The organism is Marinoscillum sp. (genome assembly GCF_040222955.1).
Classification (GTDB): Bacteria; Bacteroidota; Bacteroidia; order Cytophagales; family Cyclobacteriaceae; genus Marinoscillum.
In genome coordinates this window covers 15,702-40,463 of record NZ_JAVKCA010000002.1, presented here as the reverse complement: position 1 = coordinate 40,463, position 24,762 = coordinate 15,702, and the positions used below count along the sequence as shown (strand labels likewise).

Below are 24,762 nucleotides of genomic sequence, written 5' to 3'. Positions count from 1 at the left end.
ACACTGATGGATGGTGTCTTTATCATTGGATTACATTTTTTAACCAACAACCACAATTCAACATGAAGAAAATCAACTTTAAAGTCAACTTATTCACATTACTGGCACTCATGCTGGCTCCCATTTTACAGACTCCATTACACGCACAAATGGCCGATGGACAGAGCAAGTTCGTCGGGAATATTTTCCGAAATGCGGTACCTGAGAGTTTCAACACTTACTGGAATCAGATTACGCCCGAGAATTCAGGTAAATGGGGCACGGTAGAGGGAGCCCGGGATGTAATGAACTGGACTGATTTGGATTTGGCGTACAACCATGCTCAGGCCAGCGGATTTATTTTTAAGCAACACACCTTTGTCTGGGGCATGCAGGAACCGACCTGGATTGCCGGACTGACACCAGCGGAGCAGGCTGCCGAGGTGGAGGAGTGGATACAGGCTTATGCTACCCGATATCCTAATACCGATATGATAGATGTGGTGAATGAACCTCTCCACGTGATTCCTTCCTATGCCAACGCCATTGGAGGAAGCGGCTCCACCGGCTGGGACTGGGTGGTTTGGTCGTTTCAAAAAGCAAGACAGTATAATCCAAATGCGCAACTTATTCTTAATGACTATGGCATACTGGGCAAGCGTAAGGCCACAAGCGACTATATCAAAATCATCAACATTCTGAAGGCTCAAAATCTGATCGACGGGATTGGGGTGCAGGCACATGGCCTGGAGTATGGTCAAAATAGTGCCATTCTAAGCAGTCTTGATGATTTGGCAGCCACTGGGCTTCCTATTTACATTTCCGAATTGGAATTGGATTTTGCTGATGACAATGAACAGTTGAGTAGATACCAGAGCCTTTTTCCCCTGCTCTATGAGCACCCGGGAGTGGCAGGAGTCACTTTGTGGGGCTATATCGCAGGTCAGCACTGGAAGCCCGATGCCTATTTACTTGGACAAATCAATTCACTGGGAAGTACCACGGTTTCTACCGCGTTTCAGGATTACACATTTACCGGCTCAGGAGACATACAGGTACACCTGACCAATGATGATGTGGACAATAGCAATGATCTGGAAACCGACTATGTGATCCTTGATGGTGTCACCCATCAGGCCGAAGATATGTCCGTGAATACAGGTGTCTGGCAAGACAATTCGTGCGGAGGTTCGTTCAGTCAATGGATGAACTGTAACGGGTACATCCAATTTCCAGGTGCTACACAGAACGTAACAGTGAGAGCTCGTGGTGTGAATGGCACTGAAAACATGGAGGTGCATGCAGTGGATATGAGCGTGGAGCGCCCGGCCCTTCAATGGCTGGTCAATGATTATTTTGGAAGTGGCAGCGGTGGCGGAACTGGCGGCAGTGGAGTAGCAGCCGAAGCAGAAGACGGATCGCTCAGTGGCACCACTGTGGGCACATCCCGGTCAGGATATAGCGGTACTGGTTATGTGACCGGATTTGATAATGCAGGAGATGATGTGGTGATTACTGTGAACCTCAGTCAGGCCGGAAATTTCCCACTGGACCTTACCTATGCTGCAGATGGTACGGTGAAGCTATCTGTTGCTGTGAATGGTGCATTAATTCGTAAGAATTTTGCATTCGCTTCTTCCAGCTCGTTTACCACCACAGGCTTTACTGCGGACTTCAACGCAGGCGTCAATACCATTCGGGTGTATGTTGACAATGGCCCCTCAGGCGGTCCTTTGGACTTAGATAAGATCAAAGTACAGGACGGATCCACCGGAGCCAGGACTGCCCCACAGTCCCCGATCGTGCAAGCTGAAGAGACATTCAGGGTATTTCCTAACCCATCTCCGGATGGCAGATTCTCCCTACGATTGCCAGCTGTGCATTCGAGCGAATACCTGGATTTGACCATTTACAACCTACAGGGTAAAATAGTACACAGCGAGAAAATAGATGCCACCTTACTTAGCACCTATGTAAATGCCTCCCTTCCAAAAGGCATGTATCTGCTGAGACTTAGAAATGCTGAGATCAGATACGAATCCAAGCTATTGGTTAAGTAAGCAGGGCTCCCGGTTCATACTCCCCGGAGTACTGAACCGGGTTTTGTTTATCACATTCAAATAAAATTCATATGAAAACAATTAGAACGCTCATATTATCCTTCTGCTTATCACTTGTTGTGGTTGGCACGGCCATGGCACAATTAAATGTTTCTCCCATTTTCGGGTCGGACATGGTGCTGCAGCGAGGCACCACCGTACCAGTATTTGGTACGGCTAATCCGGGGGCTACGGTTTCCGTTCAGTTTTTAAGTCAGAATAAGTCAGCTGTAGCCGATGGAAGTGGCAACTGGCAGGTGGATCTGTCCAGCATGTCCGCCAACTCATCACTTAACACGCTGACCGTCTCTTCAGGAGGAGATGTGGTTACGCTTACAGGCGTGCAGGTGGGAGAAGTGTGGGTATGCAGTGGTCAATCCAACATGGGCTGGTCTCTGGAAAAAGCAGACAACAGTGCTGCAACCATCGCCGATGCTGGAAATCACAACATTCGACTCTTTCGGATGACAGCTGGAAATGGCCCGGCTACCACCACCTGGCAAGTGTCAAATTCCGCCACCGTTGGCAGCTTTTCCGCGGTAGGTTACTGGATGGGTCTGGAGCTTTCTCAGTGGTTTGGCAATGTGCCCATCGGGTTGGTACAAGCCACTCATGATGGCACAGCCATCTCTGCATGGCAACATACCAACGGAGGCACAGGTGAAGACTATGACGCCATGGTAAAGTCCATCCAGCCCTTTGCAGTACAGGGAGTGGCATGGTATCAGGGCGAGAGCAATGGTGGCAGTAGTAATTACGACGTTTTACTGAGAGATATGATTCAGGAGTGGAGAGCCGACTGGGGTCAGTCCAGCCTTCCCTTTGGCATCATCCAGCTGGCTTATCGTTCTGGATGGAACAGTGCCAGAAATGCACAGCTTATAGTGGCTGATACAGAGCCAGAGTGTTTTTTAGTCGTCATCAGAGACCTGCCTGGTGGATCCCTTCATCCTACAATCAAGCAACCGGTTGGACTTAGAACGGCCATTGGGGCAAGAGGATTGGTCTATGGAGATAACATTACTTACTCAGGTCCTATCCGCGATATTGAAAACTCATTCGTAACAGGAAATACCGTGGTACTAAATTGGAAACATGTGGGTAACGGATTGTTTACGGACGACGGACTGGATCCCGGAGACTTCAAAGTAGCAGGAGCTACGGGCCAGTTTAAAAGTGCCACAGCGGTAATCGTAGGTAACACTATTCAAGTATCCAGCTCAATGATTTCTGACCCGGCCAGGGTACAATATTCCTATAGTGGCGTTGGTAATTTGTATAATATGGTCAGTATTCCCACGGCGGGAGGCTCAGTAATTGTAGATCGCCTGAAGGCTTCTGAGTTTGAATTTACCATCGGAGCAGGTGGTGGAAATGTCGCCCCCACGGCTTCATTTTCCTACAGTGCTACTAATCTGTCCGTTAGTTTCGATGGGACGGCAAGCTCCGACAGTGACGGCACTATCACGGGGTATTCCTGGGATTTTGGCGATGGTAACACAGCCACAGGCGCAACTTCCAGTCATACATATGCGGCCTCTGGTAGCTACACTGTGGAACTCACCGTGACAGATGATGGAGGAGCTACCGGCACACAATCACAAGTGGTGAGTGTAAGCGATGGCAGCGGAGGTGGCAGCAGCATGCATGTGCAGGCTCTGATCACCTATAGTCAGAGTGCCGGCCAGGGCAACAAAAACGGCGTAGCTCAGGTGACCATTCATGACGATCAGGAAAATCCGGTAGCAGGTGCTACCGTTAGTGGCACATTCTCGGGTACTTTTAGCGAATCTGCTTCGGGACAGACCGGGTCAGATGGTGTGGTAACTTTCGTAACCAGTGGCACGGCAAAAGGAGGGGTAGTAGTTGACTTTTGTGTGGATAATGTAACCGGTGCGCTTACGTATAACCCTGCTCAAAATGACATTACCTGTGCCGGAGGGGGAGCACGTACCAGCCCTGAGGCAGGCACAGCGGCCCAGTCAAATGCAGCGCTACAGGTCTTTCCTAATCCATCACCTGATGGAAAGTTCAGCATCCTGTTGCCCAAAGGCACGCATTTGAATGGTGAAGTGAGCATCAGCATCCTGGATCTACAGGGTAGATTGGTTCATCAGTCCACTCAAAAGAATGTGGGCCCAATGCTCTCTGTGGATACTCCTCTACAACAAGGCTTGTATTTGCTCAGGTTGAAGCACCTTGATCTGAATTTTGAAAGCCGATTATTGATTAAATAGATTCCCTTGGGGCCCCGACAGCCATTTAAGGCATTGCACAGCGTGCAATGCCTTTTTTTTGTTTCTTAGGCAGAGGGATCATAACCCCAGTCTGAAATGCTGGCACAGTGGCCAGCTCCAATCTGAAAAATTTACCAGCTACCATCCATGGTTAGTTCTGTCCGATCGTTTACATTTAGCCGCTATGGACACAATGCCTTTGGAGTATAAGTTGGTCATTATTTTTATTGTGGCTGGTATTCTGAACCTCCTGCTCAAACGTAACAGAAACTGGGTGTTGGGTTACAGGTCTACCCGGTGTCTGAAGAGCCATGATCGTTTCGCTTTTGCCAACCGTATTTTTGGTTGGGGGCTTATTATTCTTGGCCTGATGTATTTAGGAATTCTACTTTATCTGGCTCAGGATGGTGATGAACTCACCGGCTGGGAGAGTGTTTTTATCATCGTGGGCTACCTGGCTCTTCTTTTCATTCTGATAGAGTATAAGTTATCCAAAGCCTTCAAAGAGTAGATCCTATTTCAGGGATCTGGTCTTAATCCGGATCAAGCAATATTTGCGTGGGTTAACACTATATAGTTATATTTTGTTAAAACCGATTAAAAACACTTGTGAATTCAGAAAAGTAAGGACGTAAAGGCGGGCGGGACATCCAAGCCTTGCCCGGCCGGGGCAAGTGTGAATCATTTTGACTCCAACAATTTTCAAAAAAACCAAACACTGAGTCAAAATGATTTTTTGTGTGCGACCGGCTAGGTTGGTGCCTTCTGACATTTAAATAATTGTTTTCTTTGCCTACGCGGCCCGACCTACGCGGCTCGGGGCAAGCAAAGAAAATGAAGGGTAAGTAGCCAATCAATTAGATTGAGGTATATAAGGTTTCAGATCACTTCCTCAACATCCACCTTTAATTCAATCTCCCCACAGGAATTCTGCTTGATCCCTTAATCCTCGCTCCAACAGGAAAAGGCCTTTTGCGCTTGAAGAGCGCTTTCTGACCCATTCCTTGCCCAAAAGCCATAAAAAAGGCAGGAATCAATTCCTGCCCTCACTAGCTGGTTCAGAGAAAACTATTATTCAGGGAAGCTGTATGGGCCACCTACTGAGATACTCACATTATCAATGCTTTGCGAATAGAAAATGCCACCATCTTCAGCTGTCACCTGCTGACCTGCAGTGCCGCCTGTGCCGTAATCTCTTCTTACTGCCACTGCTATCCGCTGCATGTCTGTAAACTGGAAGGTGCCCAGGGCTGCATCATCGTCAAATGCTGAAGCCGGAATGGAAAGGCTATACCAGCCTTCTTCATTGGGTGTGAAGCCCATATCAGCCAGTTCGGTAGGTGTGGGTACAAATTCATAGTCGTCACCATCAAACCGCATTCTCAGACCAAATAATACCCCATCATAGTCAGCAGGAAGGTCGCCCACATGGATTTGCAGGTTGAAGTAGATGGTTTGGTCAGTAGCTCCTGAGAAAAACTCAGCGTATGTACCAGCTGGCAATGCCGAACTGTTTTGTACGATGGTGGCATAGTTTCCTGAGATGGCGGTGCTGCTGAAACCTTCAAATTGGAAGAAATTGCCATCTATGGCTGCTGGCAGACTGCCGGCAGAAGCGATCACCGTAGCATCATCTGAGGTGCCATACACAGTTGACTCCTCCGGATCCGGTGATCCCGTGAAAGTGCCGGTTTGTTCTCCATCAAAGGTCATGGTAAGATCCGCGTGAAGTTTGATCACATAGAATTTTACCGCTTCAGTAGAGGTGGTATTGGTACCTCCGTCATTGACTATGGTGAGGGCATTCAAACCAATGCTCACACCTTCGGGGATGGTGATCTCCACTGATGTGTCCGTAGTACCCACAATAGTAGCTTCTGTTTCTCCTACTTTTACTGAGGAGACAGTGGTCATCTCCGTACCCATGATGGTTACGTTTCCCCCGGGCTGCGCAGAGGCAGGGCTGACACCTGATACGGTTACAGCGCCTATCACAATGACGGTAAAGTCAGCGCTACTCTGTCCCAGTCCACCTTCGGTGCTCACCGTAATTTTGCCGGTAGTAGCTCCCTCAGGCACTGTGGCCACGATCTCGGTGGCTGTGTTAGATACGATGGTCGCATCTGCCCCACCAATTGTAACCGCCGTGGCATTGTCCAGGTCTGTTCCGGTGATCGTGACATTGTCTCCGGGTTCGCCACTGGCCGGTGAAAAAGAAAGGAGCACCGGAATTCTCGGATCACTTCCGCCTTCATCTTCACCACAGGATACAAGGTATAGTCCTGCAATGACCGTTAAGCACATGAGTCCGAGGGTTCTGAAGAGTTGTAGTTTTTGCATAATCTTAAGTAGTTAGTTTTTTAAAATCTTGACTAATGCATATTTAAGAGGAAGCCTTAATCTGATCATCCGAAAATGGGGGCATTAAAGTACAAAGCGGCTTCAGCTGTGCCTCAGCGGCCAAATGCTGTGGTGATGTCCCGTAGTTTTACCTGACTTCCGGCTTTATTCATACTTTTCTCAAGCTGACTGATGCCATTCCACCAGAGGGTGGTGGTATTTGGGGGATAAATGGTAAAAATGAGGTTAAAGTGGGCTGCATAATTGCGAAATTGTTAAACCGTGTATAAATTACACAGAAAGACCTGACTATGATTTATCGTACCCTCTCTTTACTTATTTGTGTGATGGTTTTGGCTGCTTGCCAAAAGACCACAAAACTGAAGCTTACCAATGACCTCAGTGTAGCCATTAGTGGCAAACGCCTCGTGCTGAAAAAGACAGATTTCCCTGACTTGGCGACTTCTTATTTTACCTTAAAAGATTCCAAAGGAACCCTCATTCCTATTCAGTTTGACGACATGGACGGTGATGGAGTTTGGGATGAGGTTGCCTTTGAGTGCGATTTTGAGGCCAGTGAAGTTTTGGATCTGGAGCTAAGTGCCACGGATAAATTGCCTGAATTTCCTAAGAATACCAATGTGTACCTGGGCTATAGTCCGGAGCGGAATAATGAGTTCACGTCTGTAGCAGCCAACTCCCGGCCCTCAGACCATGTGGCTTTGAGTACTCCGTATTTATATCAGTATGAGGGACCGGCCTGGGAAAGCGAATTAGTGGGATTCAGAACCTACTTTGACAGTCGAAACGGGAAAGATATTTTTGGAAAGGCAAAACCTCAACTCTGTGTGGAGCAGATTGGTTTGGGAGAAAATTACCACGAAATGCAGGACTGGGGTATGGATGTGCTCAAAGTAGGCTCATCCTTGGGTGCTGGTGCCCTGGCCATGTTCCGGGAGGATTCTATTTACCGCCTTGGGGATACGGAAACTGCTGATTTTAGAATAATCACCGAAGGACCAGTGAGGTCAGTTTTGGAACTAACCTATGGCGGATGGAATGTGGCAGGTGCCACCTACACCGTTACTGAAACCATCTCCATCTGGGCAGGTAAGCGCAGTTATGAGAGCCGTGTACGGCTTGGAGGGCGTGAAGGAAATGAGATCCTGGTCACTGGTATTGTGGACCTGAAAAAAGTGGCCAAACGAGAACTGAAATCCGGCGGTATTCAGATCATGTACACCTATGGAGACCAGAGTGAAAACCACGACAACCTGGGAATGGGGCTTTTGGTGGCAGAGGCGGGTTTTGCTGGTTTCAGCAAGGCACCTGAGGAGGGTGACGGGGTGACTAATACCTATACCGCCCTGTTGAATCCCGTAGATGATCTATACAGCTTTCACTTTCTGGCTGGCTGGGAAGTGGAAAATGCGGCGTTTACCAATCAAAGCGGATTTGAAGCAGCGCTGATAGAGGTAGCCAACGAGCTCAACGCCAATATTGCTGTGGAGCTTATTCAATAATTGTAACCAATCAATACTAAGGATGGTCCTTTCAAGGCAGGTCCTGATCAATTTTTAAATCAACCAACAAGAAAATTTATGTATCCGAAATTTGAGGAACTGGCCGGAAAAGTGGCTGTAATAACCGGTGGTGGCGGAGTGCTCTGTAGCACCATGGCTGAGATGCTGGCTGCCCAAAAGGTGAAAGTGGCCATATTGGATCTGAAGCTGGAGAATGCTCAGCGAGTGGCAGACAAAATCGTGCAGAATGGTGGTGAGGCCATAGGGGTAGAAGCCAACGTGTTGACCCTGGAGAGTCTCAAAAGGGCCCATGACACGGTAGTGGATCAGTTGGGACCCTGCGACATTCTTATCAATGGAGCCGGTGGCAATCACCCGAAAGGGACCACCTCCAAAACGCATCTGCACCTGGAGGATTTGGAAGCCAATGATGAGTTGAAAACTTTTTTTGACCTGGATCCGGATGGCGTACAGTTTGTATTCAACCTCAATTTCATTGGCACATTGCTTCCGACTCAGGTGTTTGCCAAAGACATGGTGGGCAAAAAGGGATGCTCAGTCATTAATGTTTCTTCTATGAATGCCTTCACCCCGCTGACCAAGATTCCAGCCTATAGTGGGGCTAAAGCCGCGGTGAGTAATTTCACCCAGTGGCTGGCGGTGCATTTTGCCAAGGTAAATATCCGTGTGAATGCACTGGCACCCGGTTTTTTCCTAACCGATCAGAACAGGGCGTTGCTGACCACAGGTGAAGGTAACCTGACGGATCGCGGAAATACCATCATAGACCATACGCCTATGGGCCGTTTTGGTGAGCCCGAAGATTTACTTGGCACCTTGTTATGGCTTTGCACTGACGGGTCAAAGTTTGTCACAGGTGTGGTGGTGCCCATTGATGGTGGTTTTAGTGCATTTAGCGGAGTTTAAGTAAAAGAATATGAAAGGATTAGAACAAACCTGGAGATGGTATGGTCCAAAGGACTCCATTCCCTTGTCACACATTAAGATGGCCGGTGCTACGGGCATTGTCACGGCACTTCATCACATTCCGAATGGCGAAGTATGGACAAAAGAGGAGATACTGAAGCGAAAATCAGAGATGGAGGAAGCCGGACTTACATGGTCGGTGGTGGAGAGTATCCCCGTGCACGAAGACATTAAAAAAAGAACCGGAAAATTTGAGCAGTACATAGAAAACTACAAGACCAGCATCATCAACCTGGGTGCTTGTGGGATCGATACGGTTTGTTATAATTTCATGCCTGTCCTGGACTGGACCCGCACCGATCTATCCTTTCAGATGGCTGATGGCTCACGCGCTTTGAGGTTTGACGCGGCTCAGTTTGCGGCTTTTGAGCTTTTCCTCCTGAAGCGACCGGGAGCTGAGGAAGCGTATACACCGGCCCAAAAGGAAGCTGCAAAAAAGGCGCTGGAGCGCCTTTCTGAAGCAGAGAAAGAATTGCTCATCAGCAATATCATTGCAGGGTTGCCAGGCGCAGAAGAGGGGTACACCCTGGATCAGTTTCAGACGGTGCTGGACACCTATGCGGCCATTGGCGATCAGGAATTGAGAGGCAATTTGTATGCATTCCTCAAAGCCATCATACCAGCCGCTGAGCAGGCGGGGGTTCTGATGGCCATCCATCCCGATGATCCGCCATTCCCTATTTTGGGACTACCCAGGGTAGTAAGTACCGAGGCAGATGCTAAACAGCTTTTGGAGGCCTGTGATAGCCCTAGTAATGGCTTGTGCTTTTGTACAGGTTCTTACGGAGTGCGAGAAGACAATGACCTGGCTGGGATGGTGGAAAGACTCGGGAATCGCATTCATTTCATACACCTGCGCAGTACGCGGAGAGATTCCGCAGGTAATTTTCATGAAGCTGATCACCTGGATGGTGACGTGGACATGTACGCGGTGATGAAAAATCTCGTTTTGGAACAAAACAAAAGGAGAGCTGCCGGCAGAAAAGACCTGCGTATGCCAATGCGACCCGATCATGGACACCAGATGCTGGATGACCTGGACAAGCAGACCAATCCCGGCTATTCCGCTATTGGCCGCTTGAGAGGACTGGCGGAGCTCAGAGGACTGGAGCTGGGAATCAGGAGAAGTATAAAGTAGCCTACTCTTCTGATCAGGGAATTTCAGGGTTTTGGCTGCCAACCTTTTGGAGAGAGCCGTAGCACACTGTAAATTCCCTGTATGATCAGTAATTTTTTCTTAGTGTTTCTATGGCTCCTGGGGGGCATAGCAGTGATTGTTTTGCTCACCACCCGATTTCAGGTGCATCCATTTTTTGCCTTAATCATTGCGGGGTTTGTGGTGGGAATCGGTGTGGGCATGCCCGTGAGTGAGGTGCTCATACATGTCAAAAACGGATTTGGAAATATCCTGAAGTCACTAGGGCTTGTGATCGTGCTGGGGATTACCCTCGGGGTGATACTGGAGCATACCGGCAGCACACGTGTGATGGCCGGGTTTATCAGGAAGCTGGTGAGCGAGAAACGAGCAGCGCTGGCCATGAACCTCACTGGTTTTTCAGTGGGAACGCTCATTTTTTGCGATTCTGGATTTATCGTGTTGGACGGGCTGAATAATTCACTGGCCCGAAAAACCAAAGTACCTATAGCGACCATGGCGGTTTCGTTGGCGGCCGGACTATATGCCATTCACTGTATGATCCCTCCGCATCCGGGAGCGGCAGCAGCGGCAGAGATCATCGGAGTGGATTTTGGTCAGTTGATCATGGCTGGTATCGTCGTGGCCATTCCTACCAGTTTGGTAGGTTTCTGGTGGGCCACATTTGCCGGCAAGAAGAACCCGGTGATCCTGACAGACGAGGAGGAGCAGGAGTCAGCTTTACCCGATCATTCCGTGATCAGGGCATTTTTACCCATCATCGTGCCTATCCTTCTTATCGCCATCCGATCGTTTATTGTGCTGGATGCACCGGATCAGAACTGGTTCATTTCCATATTTGTGACCATTGGAGATCCGGTTATTGCACTTGCCGTAGGCGTGTTGTTGGCTTTCAATACCAAACGGGGCTGGCAAAAGGACACTGTGTCTCATCTCATGCAGGATGCGGTCCAGAAGTCTGGTGGCATACTGGTAATTATTGGTGCCGGTGCCGCATTCGGAGCGGTGCTGGTGGCGATCAATATTGGCGAATATGTGAATCAGGCGATTCCGCTGGAAGGCCTAGGAATCCTTTTTCCATTTTTGTTGGCTTTCTTATTAAAGACCGCCCAGGGATCCTCTACAGTAGCCGTAATTACTTCCGCGTCCATTGTGCAGCCGCTTTTACCCAACCTCGGTATCACGACCGAAATGGGCTATTTGCTTTGTGTGCTTTCCATGGGAGCAGGGTCGATCATGATCTCACATGCCAATGATTCTTATTTCTGGGTGATCAGCAAGTTTTCGGGAGTCGGTATGAAGGAGATGCTGCGGGTTTACTCTGTAGCTACAATTCTTATGGGGCTTACTTCGTTTATCATGGTGTATCTTTTATCCATAATTCTCTTATAGGAATATGCACATACTCATTGCTCCCAATGCTTTTAAAAACAGCCTGTCTGCCGGAGAGGTAGCCAGTGCCATAGAGACAGGCCTCATCAACAGCAAACTTGAATGCACCACCGAGTGCTCTCCCATAGCCGACGGGGGTGATGGCACGGGTGACCTCATTGTTAGTAAATGTGCCGGTGAAATGATGGAGGTACAGGTACACGACCCACTTGGAAGAAAAATCAAGGCCTCATTTGGGTTGGTTGAAAATGGTCATACTGCGGTTATTGAAATGGCCAATGCTTCGGGCCTCCGATTGCTTAAGTCCGATGAACTCAACCCATTGGAGGCATCTTCCTATGGCACCGGAGAGCTGATAATGGCGGCTCTTGATGCCGGAGCAAAGAAGATCATTCTGACCCTGGGAGGATCAGCCACAGTGGATGGTGGTATGGGTATTTTGCGGGCGCTGGGTGTACAGTTTCTGGATAGGGAGAATGATCCCCTGACGACTGCTGAAACCCTTGTGGATCTGGCCCATATTGAGATCAACGACGTAGACCAGCGCATTACCGACTGTGAGTTTGTCCTTCTTTGCGATGTGGACAATCCACTGCTTGGAGAGGAGGGTGCAGCAGCGGTTTTCGGCCCACAAAAAGGTGCGTCGCCCGATGAAGTGCTGATGTTGGAAGAATCCCTTGCCAGATTGAGGGCGGTGGCTTTGAAGGAACATGGTCTGGAAATGGACGTACCCCATGGGGGAGCGGCCGGTGGAATTTCTGCCGGACTTCATGCTTTTTTGGGCGCCAGTCTGGTGAATGGCATAGATGAATTTATACGCATCACCGCTTTTGATGAATCGATAAAAAGAGCTGGTCTGGTGATCACAGGCGAGGGGAGCCTGGACGAACAAACCCTCAGAGGCAAGGGCCCTATGGGTGTGGCTGTGAGAGCAAAATCGGCAGGGATTCCGGTTATCGGGCTGGCGGGTAAAGTGCCGGTAAACATTCCGGTGGAGATGAAACAGTACTTTCAGGTACTTCTGCCCATCGGCAATGGCCCTACCGATATAGAATCGGCGATGAAACAGACCCGGGAAAACCTGATCCGTGTAGGCGAGCAGATTGGGCGTTTGCTTGCGATTAATGGGCGGATGCAACAATAGATAAAGGAGCGTTTTAATATCAGGAGGGGGTTGAGCGTCCATCCAAGTCATGGTGAAAAAGCTAAATGTAGTTATTCAACCGTTCTGAGTTTGATCCCTTACTTATTGAACCCGGTCTGTTCGGTGGGTGCCGGAAGGAGCATGCCTGTATAGCTGACAATGGTTTGTTTGAGATTGGAAATCTACTACATTTGGTAACGTTACAGTCGGGTATCAGCCATTGGTGGTTGATATTCGGTTAGATGGCATAACTGCAAAACGAAATGACTATACAAGAGTTCAAAGACAATCTGCTGGGTCGAGAATCGATAAAACTTTATACTGTTGGTCAATATTATTACTGTGAACCCCTCCCCGTCAAGGTTAACATAAACAAAGACATTTCGACTCCCGATTGGAAACATAAAGCTTCATTTAAAGTGGTTCAATATCATGATGAATATGTAATTACCAAGAACGGAGACGTAAATTGCTATGGCCTTGAAATTCCCGGCATTTGGAGTGGTGGTTTTTCTATGGATTTTCATACGACCAAAAGCGAACCCGCTGAAACTGATAGTGAAGGAAACGTTTTGAGTTGGCATACAATGCGTCCGCCAATTGGTGAAGAACTATATAGACTCAAATATTGGCGGGAAAAATACAGAGCTGAAATCATAGCTATACCAACATGTGATCTTATAAGAGAAAAGAACGCTTCTTGGAAAATAGATGTAATTATTCCAATGCCTCCATCAGATTTAGATCGAGCTTTTCAACCTGTTTACGAAATTGCTCATCACATAAGTCACAAACTAGGAATACCACTAGATTTAGACTATTTGAGGAAAGCAAAATCAACATCTCAACTGAAATCAATAATGGATCCGACCAAAAGGAAGGAACTACTTAAAGACGCCTTTTCTGTAGCAAGCGACAAATACAAACAAAAAAGTGTCCTTCTTTTTGACGATCTTTATAGATCAGGATCAACCGTAACCGAAGCAACTCGAATTTTGTTAAACTCTGGTAATGTTGACAAGGTTTACGTAGTAACCATAACAAAAACGAGGAGTAAGAGATGACAAATGAATTAGCATGGTATAAACTTCTTAATGTGAAGGGTCTTGGCGCAAAAAGCCTATTACTTCTTTACAGAGCAATAAACGAACATTCACTTCAAGTTTCGGATATCTTTGGTATGGATCAACATCGATTCTATCAAGTCTTTAAAGAATTCGGCAAAGGGAAGTTTGCAAGAGTTAAGTATGAGAGCTTTATTGATCTTGACGAAGATGAAATTTTGGACTCGTACAATAAGATTCAATCAAGTGAAGTTCACATCATCCCATTGAATGATCCTAAATATCCTGCATCTATTAAGAAAAGGCTAAAATCTAATTCCCCTCCTGTCCTTTTCTGCAAAGGATATTTACCCCTACTTAATTCAAGTAATGTTTCAATAGTTGGATCAAGAAATATTGATGAATTTTCATTGATGCTTACAAGGAGTTTGGCCGGAAATCTTGCCAGCATCGGTTATAATGTTGTTTCCGGTTATGCGAAGGGAGTCGACACAAATGCTCATTTAGGCGCACTTGAACAAGATGGAACAACATCTGTAGTCCTCAGTGAAGGAATTAATAATTTAAGCATCAAGAAGGAATTCAGAGAGCATGATTGGGAACGCAACACATTATTTATATCTCAATTTCTTCCTTATGTAAGATGGAATGCTAGAAATGCAATGACTAGAAACAAGGTTGTCTGTGGAATGTCAGAAGCTGTTATAGTCATAGCTTCAGGGCCAGAAAGAGATAGTAAAGGACGAATGAGCGGAACATTTGATGCAGCTAAATCAGCAATGGAAATGAACATTCCCGTTTTTGTACTCAGTCCAACTGTTTTGAATGAACCCCCAAAGGGAAATTATGATCTTTTAAAACTTGGTGGAATTGAATTCAGGGATGGAAGTGACGTACTCCGAACACTCAAGGACTCAACTTTTGCCAATAAAACAACACGTCCAACACAACTTCAAATATTTGGATAAAATCAACGCCATCTAACAAACGCTAAAAATGAATATGCGAACTGAGCTTTTTGAAGGTATTTACACAAATCAAACTTTGGTAGTTCCAGCAACTGGGGCGCACACTCATTTTAGCTAGGCGTTGTGCTCAATAGATTCACCATGAAACAATATGTAATTCCAGCAATTTTCTCCCTTATTGTAGGTGTTGTTCTCTGGCAAATACAGATTCAAAGAACGGAGTTGACATATGAAATTGTTGAGTCAGATCATTTTCCATTGAATAATGGGCAAGCAAAATTTTACATTGTTGTATTAACAAACACTGGAGATAAGGAGATAGAAAACATTTCTGTCGATTCTGAACTGAAAAATGCAACCATTGAGAAATTTGATATTGATGGAGTTAATGGATTAAATATCAGTTCAGATTCGAGCTCTCTTAAGGTAACTATACCTCTATTTAACCCTGACGAACAGCTCAAGTTTACAATTACTGCGTATGAAAATGGTAATGCAACTTTAAGTTTCTCAGCACGCGCTAAAGGTGTAACGGCAAAACCAAAGCATAATGGTACTATAAGCTCTTTTTTGAGTATTCTAATATCCGTTATCACAGGTCTTTTGGCATTTTTCATGATTACCTTTTTCAATAGGCAAAAAGGTACAGTTGATCTAGAGAAAATTGATCACACATTTAGTCAGTCGAAGAATGATCTTGAAGAAATGTTAGAGAAGTTAAAAAATGAGTCCAAAATTCAAAAAAATGAACTTAACGAGAAACTCAAGCAACAAAAGGAAGAATTAGAAAAAGAACAAAAAGAACTCGAAGAAAAGAGAAAGAAGGAGCGAGAGGAACATGAAGAAAGGATGAGGCAATTCAACGAAGAGCAGGAGAAAATTGCTAAAGGAAAACCTGAAAGAGGTCAAATTCTTTTCATGACTTTGAACAAGAACGATTTAGCCCACCTATACTTTAAGTTGATAAACTTAGGGCAGGAAATGACTTATTTAAATACTGGCTTCTTGCTTTTTATGGAGTATTTGAAACAGGAAGAAAACGGTCAAAAAATCCATTCTGCTTTGATAGATTTATCTAGTAATGAAATGGATATAAGATCAAAGGGCATGATCTACTATTTAATAGGGAAAATTGAAAGCCAATCTGGAAATCTAGAAAAAGTAAATTATTGGTTTAATAAGCTCAAAGATGAGGCTCCTCTTCTGTATGAGTATTTAATTCCAAATGATGATCATTTTGATATTAAAACAATTGCGAATTGGATAAAAAGAACTGAGCACAACAAACACTAAAATGAATATGCGAACCCCCCGTTCTTTTAAGGCTTCCAGGGGGAGACTTGAAACTCCTAATGAGTTCGAGTGTCTCCTGACACGGCATTGAAAAAGAGGGGTATTATTTCCATGTCGGAGACACTGGATTTCGTTTAGAGGTTTCAAGTGCCCCGTCAGTTGACGGAACACTTAAAACAACATAGAGATTGTGGATAGTTTACCTAAAATGGAATTTGAGAAATAAACGATATGGCATTTACAAAAGGAGATATTATATGGGTTAATGCTGACAAAAGGCACCCAGACACATTGCGCCATCCTGCTATCGTTTGGGATGAAGAGATTGGTGATGATGCAGATTTCCATGGAATTATGCTCACCCACTCAGAACCAAACGGTCGATATGATAATATCATAATGACTGCCAATCATTTTGAAGCAGGTCATGAAATTGTATTTAATAACACACATTTTGTCAATCAGCTTTTCATCAAATTTCAAGGATGGGGGCCTTTTTACAAAGGGGGTGCATTGACATCTGCTGGAATTGAATTTATTGAATCCACACTGAGTAATGTAGATTCAATGAGTTATGATGAATATGTAGCAAACAATAGAAGATGATACAGAATACAGACAATAAACCCCTATCCGAACTTTTTAGCGCTGACAATAAAGTCATCTATCAAATCCCAAAATACCAACGTGAGTACCCGTTCTTTTAAGTCTTCCAGTGGGAGACACTGGATTTCATTTAGAGGTTTCAAGTGCCCCGTCAGTTGACGGAACACTTAAAACAACATAGGCTTAAACTTAATATCTAGCTGACACAGTTATTGTAACATATCCCCTGAACCATACTCATCCCCCCAATTTTTGAGCGGATGGGTTCAAATTCAAAATAAGTGACATATTTGTGACACATGAGTCACACCAGCCGCTTGCTTTTCACATTCCTGTTTTTTTGCCTGTTGATCCAGGCTGCCTACCCTGCACGGGCCGATGCAAATGACCCTTCCACAACCGCCAGAATTGATAGCTTGATTTCCCTCATGGAAACCACGGTGTGTAATCAGGACAGTCTGACTTTGGTATATTATAGAGAAATAGAAGGTTCCCTCGAAGGCTATCCAGGGGGTGCATTGAAAGCATTGGAGCAATTGGGCAAAATGAAATACTGCGCCGGAGATCTGGACAGTGCCATTTTCTACTATCGGAGAGCCGCTCAGATTGGTTTGACGCACAACCTGAGCGCAGAATCCGTGAAACTCCTCAATAGACTGGGTTTTTATTTCCAAACGGCTGGTTTACTGGATTCTTCCTCATTCTACCTTCATAAAGGGCTCCTGCTTGCCCAGGAGGTTGGCGACAGCCTGTATATAGGGTCTTCCTATATTGGTATTGGCATCCTTCATCAGCACAAAGGACAAATAGATAAAGCCCTGGATGCTTATTTTCAGGCCTTAAGAATTGCCGAAAAAATTGATGATAAGCCACTGATCATTACAGCCAAGCTGAATGTGGCCACGATATACTATGACCACCAGCCGGATAAGCTGAAGTCTTCCGATTTTCTGGAGTTGCTGGATCTGACAAGGGTTATTGGCGATCAGTTGCGGGAGATGAGTGTGCTGGAGTGGCTGGGCTACCTCAAGGCTGATAGCAGTGAGTTTGAGGAATCGGTAGCCTATTTCAATCAGGGGCTCAAAGTGAATGAGTCTGTTCGCGATCAAAACAGTGCGATACTGCTACTGCAGGGCATTTCCTACGCGTATAACCTGGCGGGGGATCATGAACAATCTATCACTACCAATAATAAGATCATTGAACTGGCCAGATCATCTGGCTATGAATTGTATTTACCTTCTATGTATGTCAATAACGTCTCGAATTACCTGGCGCTGGGTAGGTACAGAGAAGCTATCCAGGATGGCCTTTTGGCCGTGGAGGCCGGAAAAAAATCAGGTCAGATAGAGCTCTATCATAAGGTGTTACAGGACATGGCAGTGGCATATAAGCAATTGAATATGCCCGGTAAGGCTTATGAAACCCAGTTGGAATATTCCAGGTTGAGTAAAACCATCCTGGATGCTGAGAAATCCCGGCAATTGGCCGAAATGCAGACCAAATATGAAACCGAAAGCAAGCAATCAGAGATAGAGCTGCTCTCCAGAGAAGCAGCCATTCAAAAGCTACAGCTGGCCAAGCAGGAGTACTTTCTAGCTGGACTGATTATTCTGATATTAGTGATCATCGGAGGTGCAGTATTGATCTATCGCCAGCGTCAGTTGAGGCAGCAGCAGGCCATCACCGATCTGGAGCTGGAGGAAACCAAGAAACGGCTGGTAGTGGAGCAACAGTATCGCGCTTCAGAGCTGAAGGCATTGCGTTCTCAAATGAATCCGCATTTTGTTTTCAATGCGCTCAACTCCATTCAGGAATACATCATGTTCAATGAGAAAAAGCTTGCAGGAAAATACCTGGGAAAATTTGCGGACCTGATGCGGATTTACCTGAACCATAGTCAGGCAAGAGTCATTTCCGTGGCGGAAGAAGTAGAGGCGCTTAACCTTTACCTGGAGTTGGAAAAACTCAGGTTTGAAGATGCACTGACCTATGAAGTAGTCATGGAGGAAGGTACCGACAATGATCAAATCAAACTTCCTGCTTTACTCCTACAACCCTATGTGGAAAATGCCCTGAAGCATGGACTTTTGCATAAAAAGACTGATCGGAAGCTGACTGTCAGGTTTAGCTATCTGGAGGCTGAGGCCGTACTGCGGTGTGAGGTGATTGACAATGGTGTGGGTAGGGTAAATTCCGCAGCGCGAAATCAAAGTCGTGATGCCCGGCACCAACCCTTTGCAACGAACGCTATCAAGAGCCGGATAGAGCTGATCAACTACAACAGTGAAAAGCCTGTGGTGGAGCGAATAGAAGACCTGTATGATGATGCCGGAAATGCCATGGGTACTCATGTAATGATCAGTGTTCCGAAGGGGGCCATTGTTGATTTGGAAGTTTAAAGCCGTATTTTGGAAGTTAGGACCAAAAGCCCATATTCACAGAGGTATATTTGAGACATGAAGGCTGTAATAATAGATGATGAACAAAAAGCCAGACGCCTGCTGAGGCTATTGCTGGAGGAAAACTGCCCTCAGATTACAGCCATAGAAACTGCAGAGGACCTGCCCAAGGGAGTGGCCCTGATCAACGAGTTTCAACCGGACATTGTGTTTCTTGATATTGAAATGCCGGGGTACTCAGGCATCCAATTGCTTGAATTTTTCACACCAGAGCAAATCAACTTTGAAGTGATTTTTACCACAGCCTATTCAGAGTATGCCATCAAAGCCTTCGAACTCAACGCCATCGATTATTTGCTCAAACCCCTTCGGCATGATCAGTTGGAGACAGCCGTACAAAAGGCCATTCAGCAGATCGGTCAGTCCAAAGTGAGTGAACGACTAGAAGAGTTGAGAAATACGCTTAAGGTCAGCAACATCCGTAAAATCGGCCTTCCTGTATCCAATGGAGTGCTTTTTGTGGAGCTGGATGATGTGATCATGATGGAGGCGGATCGAATGTACACCAAGGTATTTACCACCGGGGATGGAGAGCTATTAGTGAGTAAACCCATGAAGTTCTTCACCGATATTCTGGAAGGTGTGCGTGAGTTTTATCGTCCACACAGGTCATTTGTCATCAACCTCAAGCACATCAAGCAGTACGTCAACCAGGACGGAGGCTACATCATCATGGACAATCAAAAGCTTGTGGGGATTTCCAAAGACAAGAAAGACGAGTTTTTTCAGGTCATGCAGGGATAAACCTTTCGGAAACTCATAGGAGCCATTCGGAAACTGACGTAAAAATCCCATTTAGCTAACCGGCATATTTGTTTTAGTCACCCAACAAAACAAAATGCTATGAAAAAATTACTGCTGCCTCTTATTGTCCTGTTCATCTCCGCATTGGAAGGATTTGCTCAGTGTACTGACTCCACTCCTGTGTGGGTAGTCAATGAAAATTTTACAGACCTGAGTGGTACCACACCACCAGATTGCTGGACGCCGGTTGGCAATCCCAATAGTTTTAATTTCGATGCTGGACGTGCAAGCTTTGCCTACCAGGGTGAAATGCTGGTACTGCCCAATACGGTTAACTCCACAGGAGTGCTCACTTTCAAAGCCCGAAATGGTACTTCCCGAACGTATGGGGGGTTGACCATGGATCTGGGAATCTATGATGGAACCACTTTCACCAAAGTGTTTGCCATTGATTATGGTCAGCCTTCTTTTCAGAGTTTCACTTTTGACTTTAGTAGCAATCAGCTCAACGGGAATATTGCCTTTCGGGGTAATAACTCAAGCAGCATTAGCTTTTTGCTTGACGATGTACATTATCAAAGCACCTGTACCAGTAGCAGTTCTGCCACTGCAGTGGCCAAAGACATTACCGTGAAACTGGATGCCTCCGGCAACGTGATCGTCAATGCCAGTCAGGTAGACAATGGATCAATCAATAGCTGTGAAGCACCAATTAGCAATTTATCTCTGGATAAAACACTTTTCACTTGTGATGATCTGGGACAAAATACGGTCACCCTTACGGCCGACGATGGGTTTGGAAACACAGCCACAGCCACTGCGGTAATTACCGTGGAGCCGTCTTTGGCTGTAGGATTTAGTACCGTTTACCTGAGTGAAACCGGAGAGTTTACCCTTACTCCTGAAAATGGCCTGAGTTCGGGTACTACACAGTGCGAGGGGATCACCTATACCTTTGATAAAACCGATTTTACCTGTGAGGATGTAGGAGGGTTGGTAGTGACCCTTATGGCTACTTATGAGGGCGGCACCGCCGCTGCCACCCGCTATATGGAGATCATAGATGAGTACGGACCAACTGCCCTTGCCAATGATATCAGTGTGACCATAGATGAAAACACCGGGATGGCCGTCATTACATCAGATATGGTGGACAATGGATCCTCGGATAATTGCGGAATTACTTCTATGGAGTTGTCCAAAACGACTTTTACCTGCTCAGATCAGGGAGTAAATACAGTCACCCTGGATGTTTACGATGCACGCGGACTTACTGACCAGACGACCTTCACAGTGACGGTAAACTCTTATATCCCTGAGGTAGAGGTTTCCGCTGCCAGTACTACGGTTTGCTTTGATGGCTCTAACGAAAATGCCGGAACCACCATCACTACAGATGGATCAATGATCGGTGTGAAATATTCCTTGCGAAACAGTGCCGATAGCAGTGTGATTGACGGACCTTTCGATGGCACAGGCAGTGCGCTTTCTTTCAGTACCGGGGCAGTGAGTGAAAACACCACTTTTCAGGTTTATGCCGAAGTGCCTTCCGCTGGCAAGGCGTTGTCTCTGCCGGCATCAGCGGATTACCTGGCAGTAGGAACTCCCGGTTCATTTAACTACGCTGCGGGCTATACCTTTTCTGCGTGGATCAAAGAAAGCCTCGGGGGTATTTCCAATTCTTATAATACCATTTTTTATGCTGGTGGAGCCACTGGTAGTGACATAGAAGTTTATCAAAACACCCAAAATGGTGTGTTTACCGTGCTCCACAATCGTGGGAACGGTGGAACGCTTTCCACTTTTGGAACCAGTACAAACCCCTTGCCTTCCGGGGAATATGCCCATTTGGCCGTGACCTACGATGGCGCTACGGTGAGGTTGTTGGTGAATGGTGTGGAAGTTGGAAGTGGAGCCATGCTGCCCCCGGTAAAAAGCGCTGGGAGTGAGTTAACCTTTGGGTACCTGAACAACTCAGGCTTCCCGGGCTACCAGTCATTTGATGGATTGATGGATGACATCCGGGTGTATGACACAGCGCGTACCGCCCGATCTGTCTCGGACGATATGGGTCGATGCATCTCTGGTGCGGAGGATAATTTGGTATTGTATTATGATCTGGAGTCAGTCAGTGGCACCATATACACTGATCTGGTGAGCAGTACACCCGCACAGCTCAAAAATGGAGGTGCGCAGACGGATGATGCTGCAGTTTCATGTGCCTTTGATTGTTATAAAATCATGAGTACCCAGATCACTGTGGGTGACGATGTAGCTCCGACAGTGTTGGTTCAGCATATAGAGGCTCAGGTTGGGAGTTCCGGGTTGGTAGCTATTTCTGCCGATCTCATTGATAATGGATCTTCGGATAACTGCTCAGAGACATCTGCCCTGACTTATAGCCTGGATCGGACCAGCTTTTCATGTGCCGATTTGGGAACGAATACCGTGGTACTCACCGTCACTGACGAAGCTGGAAACAGTGCAAGTGCAGAGGCTACAGTTACGGTTACTTCTCAGATTGCCGACGAAACAGTTACCAGTTCTGTCTCAGGACTCTGTCCGGGAGATACCGAAGGGGCTTCCATTTCAATCGGTAGCTCGGTAGAAGGGGTTGAATATTATCTAAAGAACAGTGCCGACAATAGCATAGTGGATGGCCCTCTGGCTGGATCTGGTACAGCCTTGAGCTTTGCTACCGGAGCCCTCAGTCAAACTACCACTTTCAATGTGACCGGAATGAACGCCGGAAATGCGGGTTCGGGATTGGATTTTGATGGGATGGGTGGCTACGTCAATGCTGGCACTGATGCCAGAGGTATGATCACAGCCATGACCATCGGCATCTGGGTGAAGACTGACTATTCAGGATCGACCAACTACCTGGCAGGTAAGTATGATGGTTACAGAGGTTTTCTGATGTATATCAATGCCAATGGTAAGGTGGTTTTGGATGGACGGGATGCCTCCGGTGGGTACAAGAGTACGGGCGCTTCTACCACGGCAGTCAATGATGATGTATGGCATTACGTCACAGGTACCATTGACCTGACCACAGGTAGTTGGAAGATCTACGTGGATGGTGCATTGGAGAATTCAGCATTGAATGGTGCTGGTTCCAGCCTGGCCAACTCGCAGTACCTGACCATTGGGGCATTGAATAATGAATATTTCCGTGGACAAATGGATGAAGTGGCCTTTTGGAACAGTGCCCTGGATGCGGATACGATCGCCATGCAAAGTGACGTCTGTGGGCTGAAAAATATCGAGACCTCTGCTGGATTTTTTGATCTGAATGAAGGCGAGGGAACCGTGGTGAACGATTTGTCCCCTTCGGCCATCAATGGAGCCCTTACAAACATGGATGCAGCTACAGATTGGATATCCGAGGTGGCTGGTTTGGAATGTACGACTTGTGAGCTACAGATGACCACAGAAGTGACAATCACTGTTGAGGACATCACACCACCTGAGGTGGTGGTGAAGGATATTTCTGTCAGACTTGGAGAGGATAATACGGCTTCCATTACCGCAGCAGACATTGACAATGGGTCCTCAGATGAGTGCTCAGAGATTACATTGACATTGGACATCAGCACTTTTGATGCCTCTCATTTGGGTGAAAATACAATAACCCTCACGGCTTTGGATGGCAATAACAACAGTGCCTCGGCAAGTGCCATTGTGACTGTCAACCCTTACAAACAAACACAGACCATCACAGTCACCGCTGTGAATGATAGAGTCTATGGTGAGGCCGACTTTGCACTGAGTGCATCGGCTTCATCAGGGCTTGATGTTTCTTATGCGGTCATCAGTGGGCCGGTCACAGTTTCAGCCGGCACAGTGAGCATCATTGGCGTGGGTGATGCGGTGATTGAGGTGACGCAAGCGGGTAATGATGATTTCTTAAGTGCCTCCGTGGAAATCACCTTCAGTATAAGTCCAGCGGCGCTTATCGCCACTGCTGACGATCAATCAGTCGCATTTGGTTCAGCCATACCCAATCTTACGATTTCCTATGCCGGGTTTGTGAATGGCGAAGATGCTTCGGTACTGAGTACTGTGCCAGGGGCCAGTACCACGGCCACCAGCGCTTCGGATGTGGGCACTTATCCTATCTCGCTTTCCACGGGAAGTGCAGCCAACTATACCATGACGCATGTAGAGGGTACGCTCACCGTCCATAAAGCTCAGGCCACGGTACAAATCACTGATTTGGCACATCTGGTGGATGGTACCGCCAAAGAGCCCACCATTACCACTGACCCTGCGGGGCTCAATTATGTGGTGACCTATGATGGAGCCCAATCAGCTCCTTCGGCCATCGGGGAGTATGAAGTAGTCGTAGTGATTGATGAAATGAACTATGAAGGGAATGCTACTGCCACATTGGTCATTGGTCAGGTGCTTGGGCTGGAGAACACTGCGGTACGCATTTTCCCCAACCCAACACAAAAGTCGTTTGAAGTGCGCAGCAGTGAGGAGCAAGTGGTAGAGCTTTATGATTTGGCTGGCCAACTTCAAATGAGGACTTCTACCAATCTGGTCACGGATGTCTCTCAGCTCAGTGACGGCACCTATTTGATCAGGGTTTTGGGAGGTGATCACAAAGTCTACCGATTGATTAAGAAAAACTAAGGCAGCTAATTCGGATGATCAGATCATCCCATCAATTAGCAACCGGCTTCCTATGGGAGCCGGTTTTTTTGGGTTTAAGGGAGTCTGCGATCATCCCCACGTAAGGCACCACTACCCTTTCCCCCTC

16 protein-coding genes are annotated in these 24,762 nt (G+C 46.6%); 15 read left to right on the top strand and 1 reads right to left on the bottom strand.

Going from position 1 to position 24,762, the window contains the following annotated elements:
• The first annotated feature begins 62 nt into the window (after window positions 1–62).
• The 3 genes from RIH33_RS00245 to RIH33_RS00235 all read left to right on the top strand — a co-directional run bounded on the left by RIH33_RS00245 (window position 63) and on the right by RIH33_RS00235 (window position 4,826).
• Entirely contained in the window at window positions 63–2,039 is a 1,977-nt protein-coding gene (locus RIH33_RS00245; protein ID WP_406651633.1) for an endo-1,4-beta-xylanase, read from the top strand.
• Between the two features lie 71 nt (window positions 2,040–2,110).
• Entirely contained in the window at window positions 2,111–4,315 is a 2,205-nt protein-coding gene (locus RIH33_RS00240; RefSeq protein ID WP_406651632.1) for a PKD domain-containing protein, read from the top strand.
• A gap of 184 nt (window positions 4,316–4,499) precedes the next feature.
• Window positions 4,500–4,826, top strand: coding sequence for an SdpI family protein (locus RIH33_RS00235; RefSeq protein WP_406651631.1), 327 nt, complete (start codon window positions 4,500–4,502; stop codon window positions 4,824–4,826).
• 560 nt (window positions 4,827–5,386) lie between these two features.
• Here the strand turns inward: RIH33_RS00235 and RIH33_RS00230 are convergent.
• The gene (locus RIH33_RS00230) at window positions 5,387–6,655 is read right to left on the bottom strand and encodes an IPT/TIG domain-containing protein (protein ID WP_406651630.1); all 1,269 of its coding nucleotides are present in this window, start codon (window positions 6,653–6,655) and stop codon (window positions 5,387–5,389) included.
• 311 nt (window positions 6,656–6,966) lie between these two features.
• Between RIH33_RS00230 and RIH33_RS00225 the strand changes: the two genes are divergently transcribed.
• The 12 genes from RIH33_RS00225 (at window position 6,967) to RIH33_RS00170 (ending at window position 24,635) form a co-directional block, all read left to right on the top strand.
• Complete coding sequence (locus tag RIH33_RS00225; RefSeq protein WP_406651629.1) at window positions 6,967–8,178, top strand: DUF4861 domain-containing protein; 1,212 nt, start codon at window positions 6,967–6,969, stop codon at window positions 8,176–8,178.
• 78 nt (window positions 8,179–8,256) lie between these two features.
• Window positions 8,257–9,105 carry an SDR family oxidoreductase gene (locus tag RIH33_RS00220; RefSeq protein WP_406651628.1) on the top strand — a complete coding sequence of 283 codons (849 nt, stop codon included), beginning with the start codon at window positions 8,257–8,259 and terminating at the stop codon, window positions 9,103–9,105.
• Between the two features lie 10 nt (window positions 9,106–9,115).
• Complete coding sequence (gene uxuA, locus RIH33_RS00215) at window positions 9,116–10,303, top strand: mannonate dehydratase (RefSeq protein WP_406651627.1); 1,188 nt, start codon at window positions 9,116–9,118, stop codon at window positions 10,301–10,303.
• 81 nt (window positions 10,304–10,384) lie between these two features.
• Window positions 10,385–11,713 carry a GntP family permease gene (locus tag RIH33_RS00210; RefSeq protein WP_406651626.1) on the top strand — a complete coding sequence of 443 codons (1,329 nt, stop codon included), beginning with the start codon at window positions 10,385–10,387 and terminating at the stop codon, window positions 11,711–11,713.
• 4 nt (window positions 11,714–11,717) lie between these two features.
• Window positions 11,718–12,857 (top strand): glycerate kinase, encoded by a 1,140-nt coding sequence (locus tag RIH33_RS00205; protein ID WP_406651625.1) that lies wholly within the window; start codon window positions 11,718–11,720, stop codon window positions 12,855–12,857.
• A 263-nt stretch (window positions 12,858–13,120) separates the two neighbouring features.
• The gene (locus RIH33_RS00200; protein WP_406651624.1) at window positions 13,121–13,921 is read left to right on the top strand and encodes a ComF family protein; all 801 of its coding nucleotides are present in this window, start codon (window positions 13,121–13,123) and stop codon (window positions 13,919–13,921) included.
• Window positions 13,918–14,889, top strand: a complete 972-nt coding sequence (locus tag RIH33_RS00195) for a DNA-processing protein DprA (RefSeq protein WP_406651623.1) — start codon at window positions 13,918–13,920, stop codon at window positions 14,887–14,889. The genes RIH33_RS00200 and RIH33_RS00195 overlap by 4 nt, the downstream gene beginning before the upstream one ends.
• 141 nt (window positions 14,890–15,030) lie before the next feature.
• Window positions 15,031–16,182 carry a hypothetical protein gene (locus RIH33_RS00190; protein WP_406651622.1) on the top strand — a complete coding sequence of 384 codons (1,152 nt, stop codon included), beginning with the start codon at window positions 15,031–15,033 and terminating at the stop codon, window positions 16,180–16,182.
• 231 nt (window positions 16,183–16,413) lie between these two features.
• Window positions 16,414–16,788, top strand: a complete 375-nt coding sequence (locus RIH33_RS00185) for a hypothetical protein (RefSeq protein WP_406651621.1) — start codon at window positions 16,414–16,416, stop codon at window positions 16,786–16,788.
• A gap of 299 nt (window positions 16,789–17,087) precedes the next feature.
• On the top strand, window positions 17,088–19,190 hold the full coding sequence (locus RIH33_RS00180) for a histidine kinase (protein WP_406651620.1): 2,103 nt from the start codon (window positions 17,088–17,090) through the stop codon (window positions 19,188–19,190).
• 57 nt (window positions 19,191–19,247) lie between these two features.
• On the top strand, window positions 19,248–19,994 hold the full coding sequence (locus RIH33_RS00175; RefSeq protein ID WP_406651619.1) for a LytR/AlgR family response regulator transcription factor: 747 nt from the start codon (window positions 19,248–19,250) through the stop codon (window positions 19,992–19,994).
• Window positions 19,995–20,093: 99 nt separating this feature from the next.
• The gene (locus RIH33_RS00170; RefSeq protein ID WP_406651618.1) at window positions 20,094–24,635 is read left to right on the top strand and encodes a LamG-like jellyroll fold domain-containing protein; all 4,542 of its coding nucleotides are present in this window, start codon (window positions 20,094–20,096) and stop codon (window positions 24,633–24,635) included.
• Window positions 24,636–24,762 lie beyond the last annotated feature (127 nt).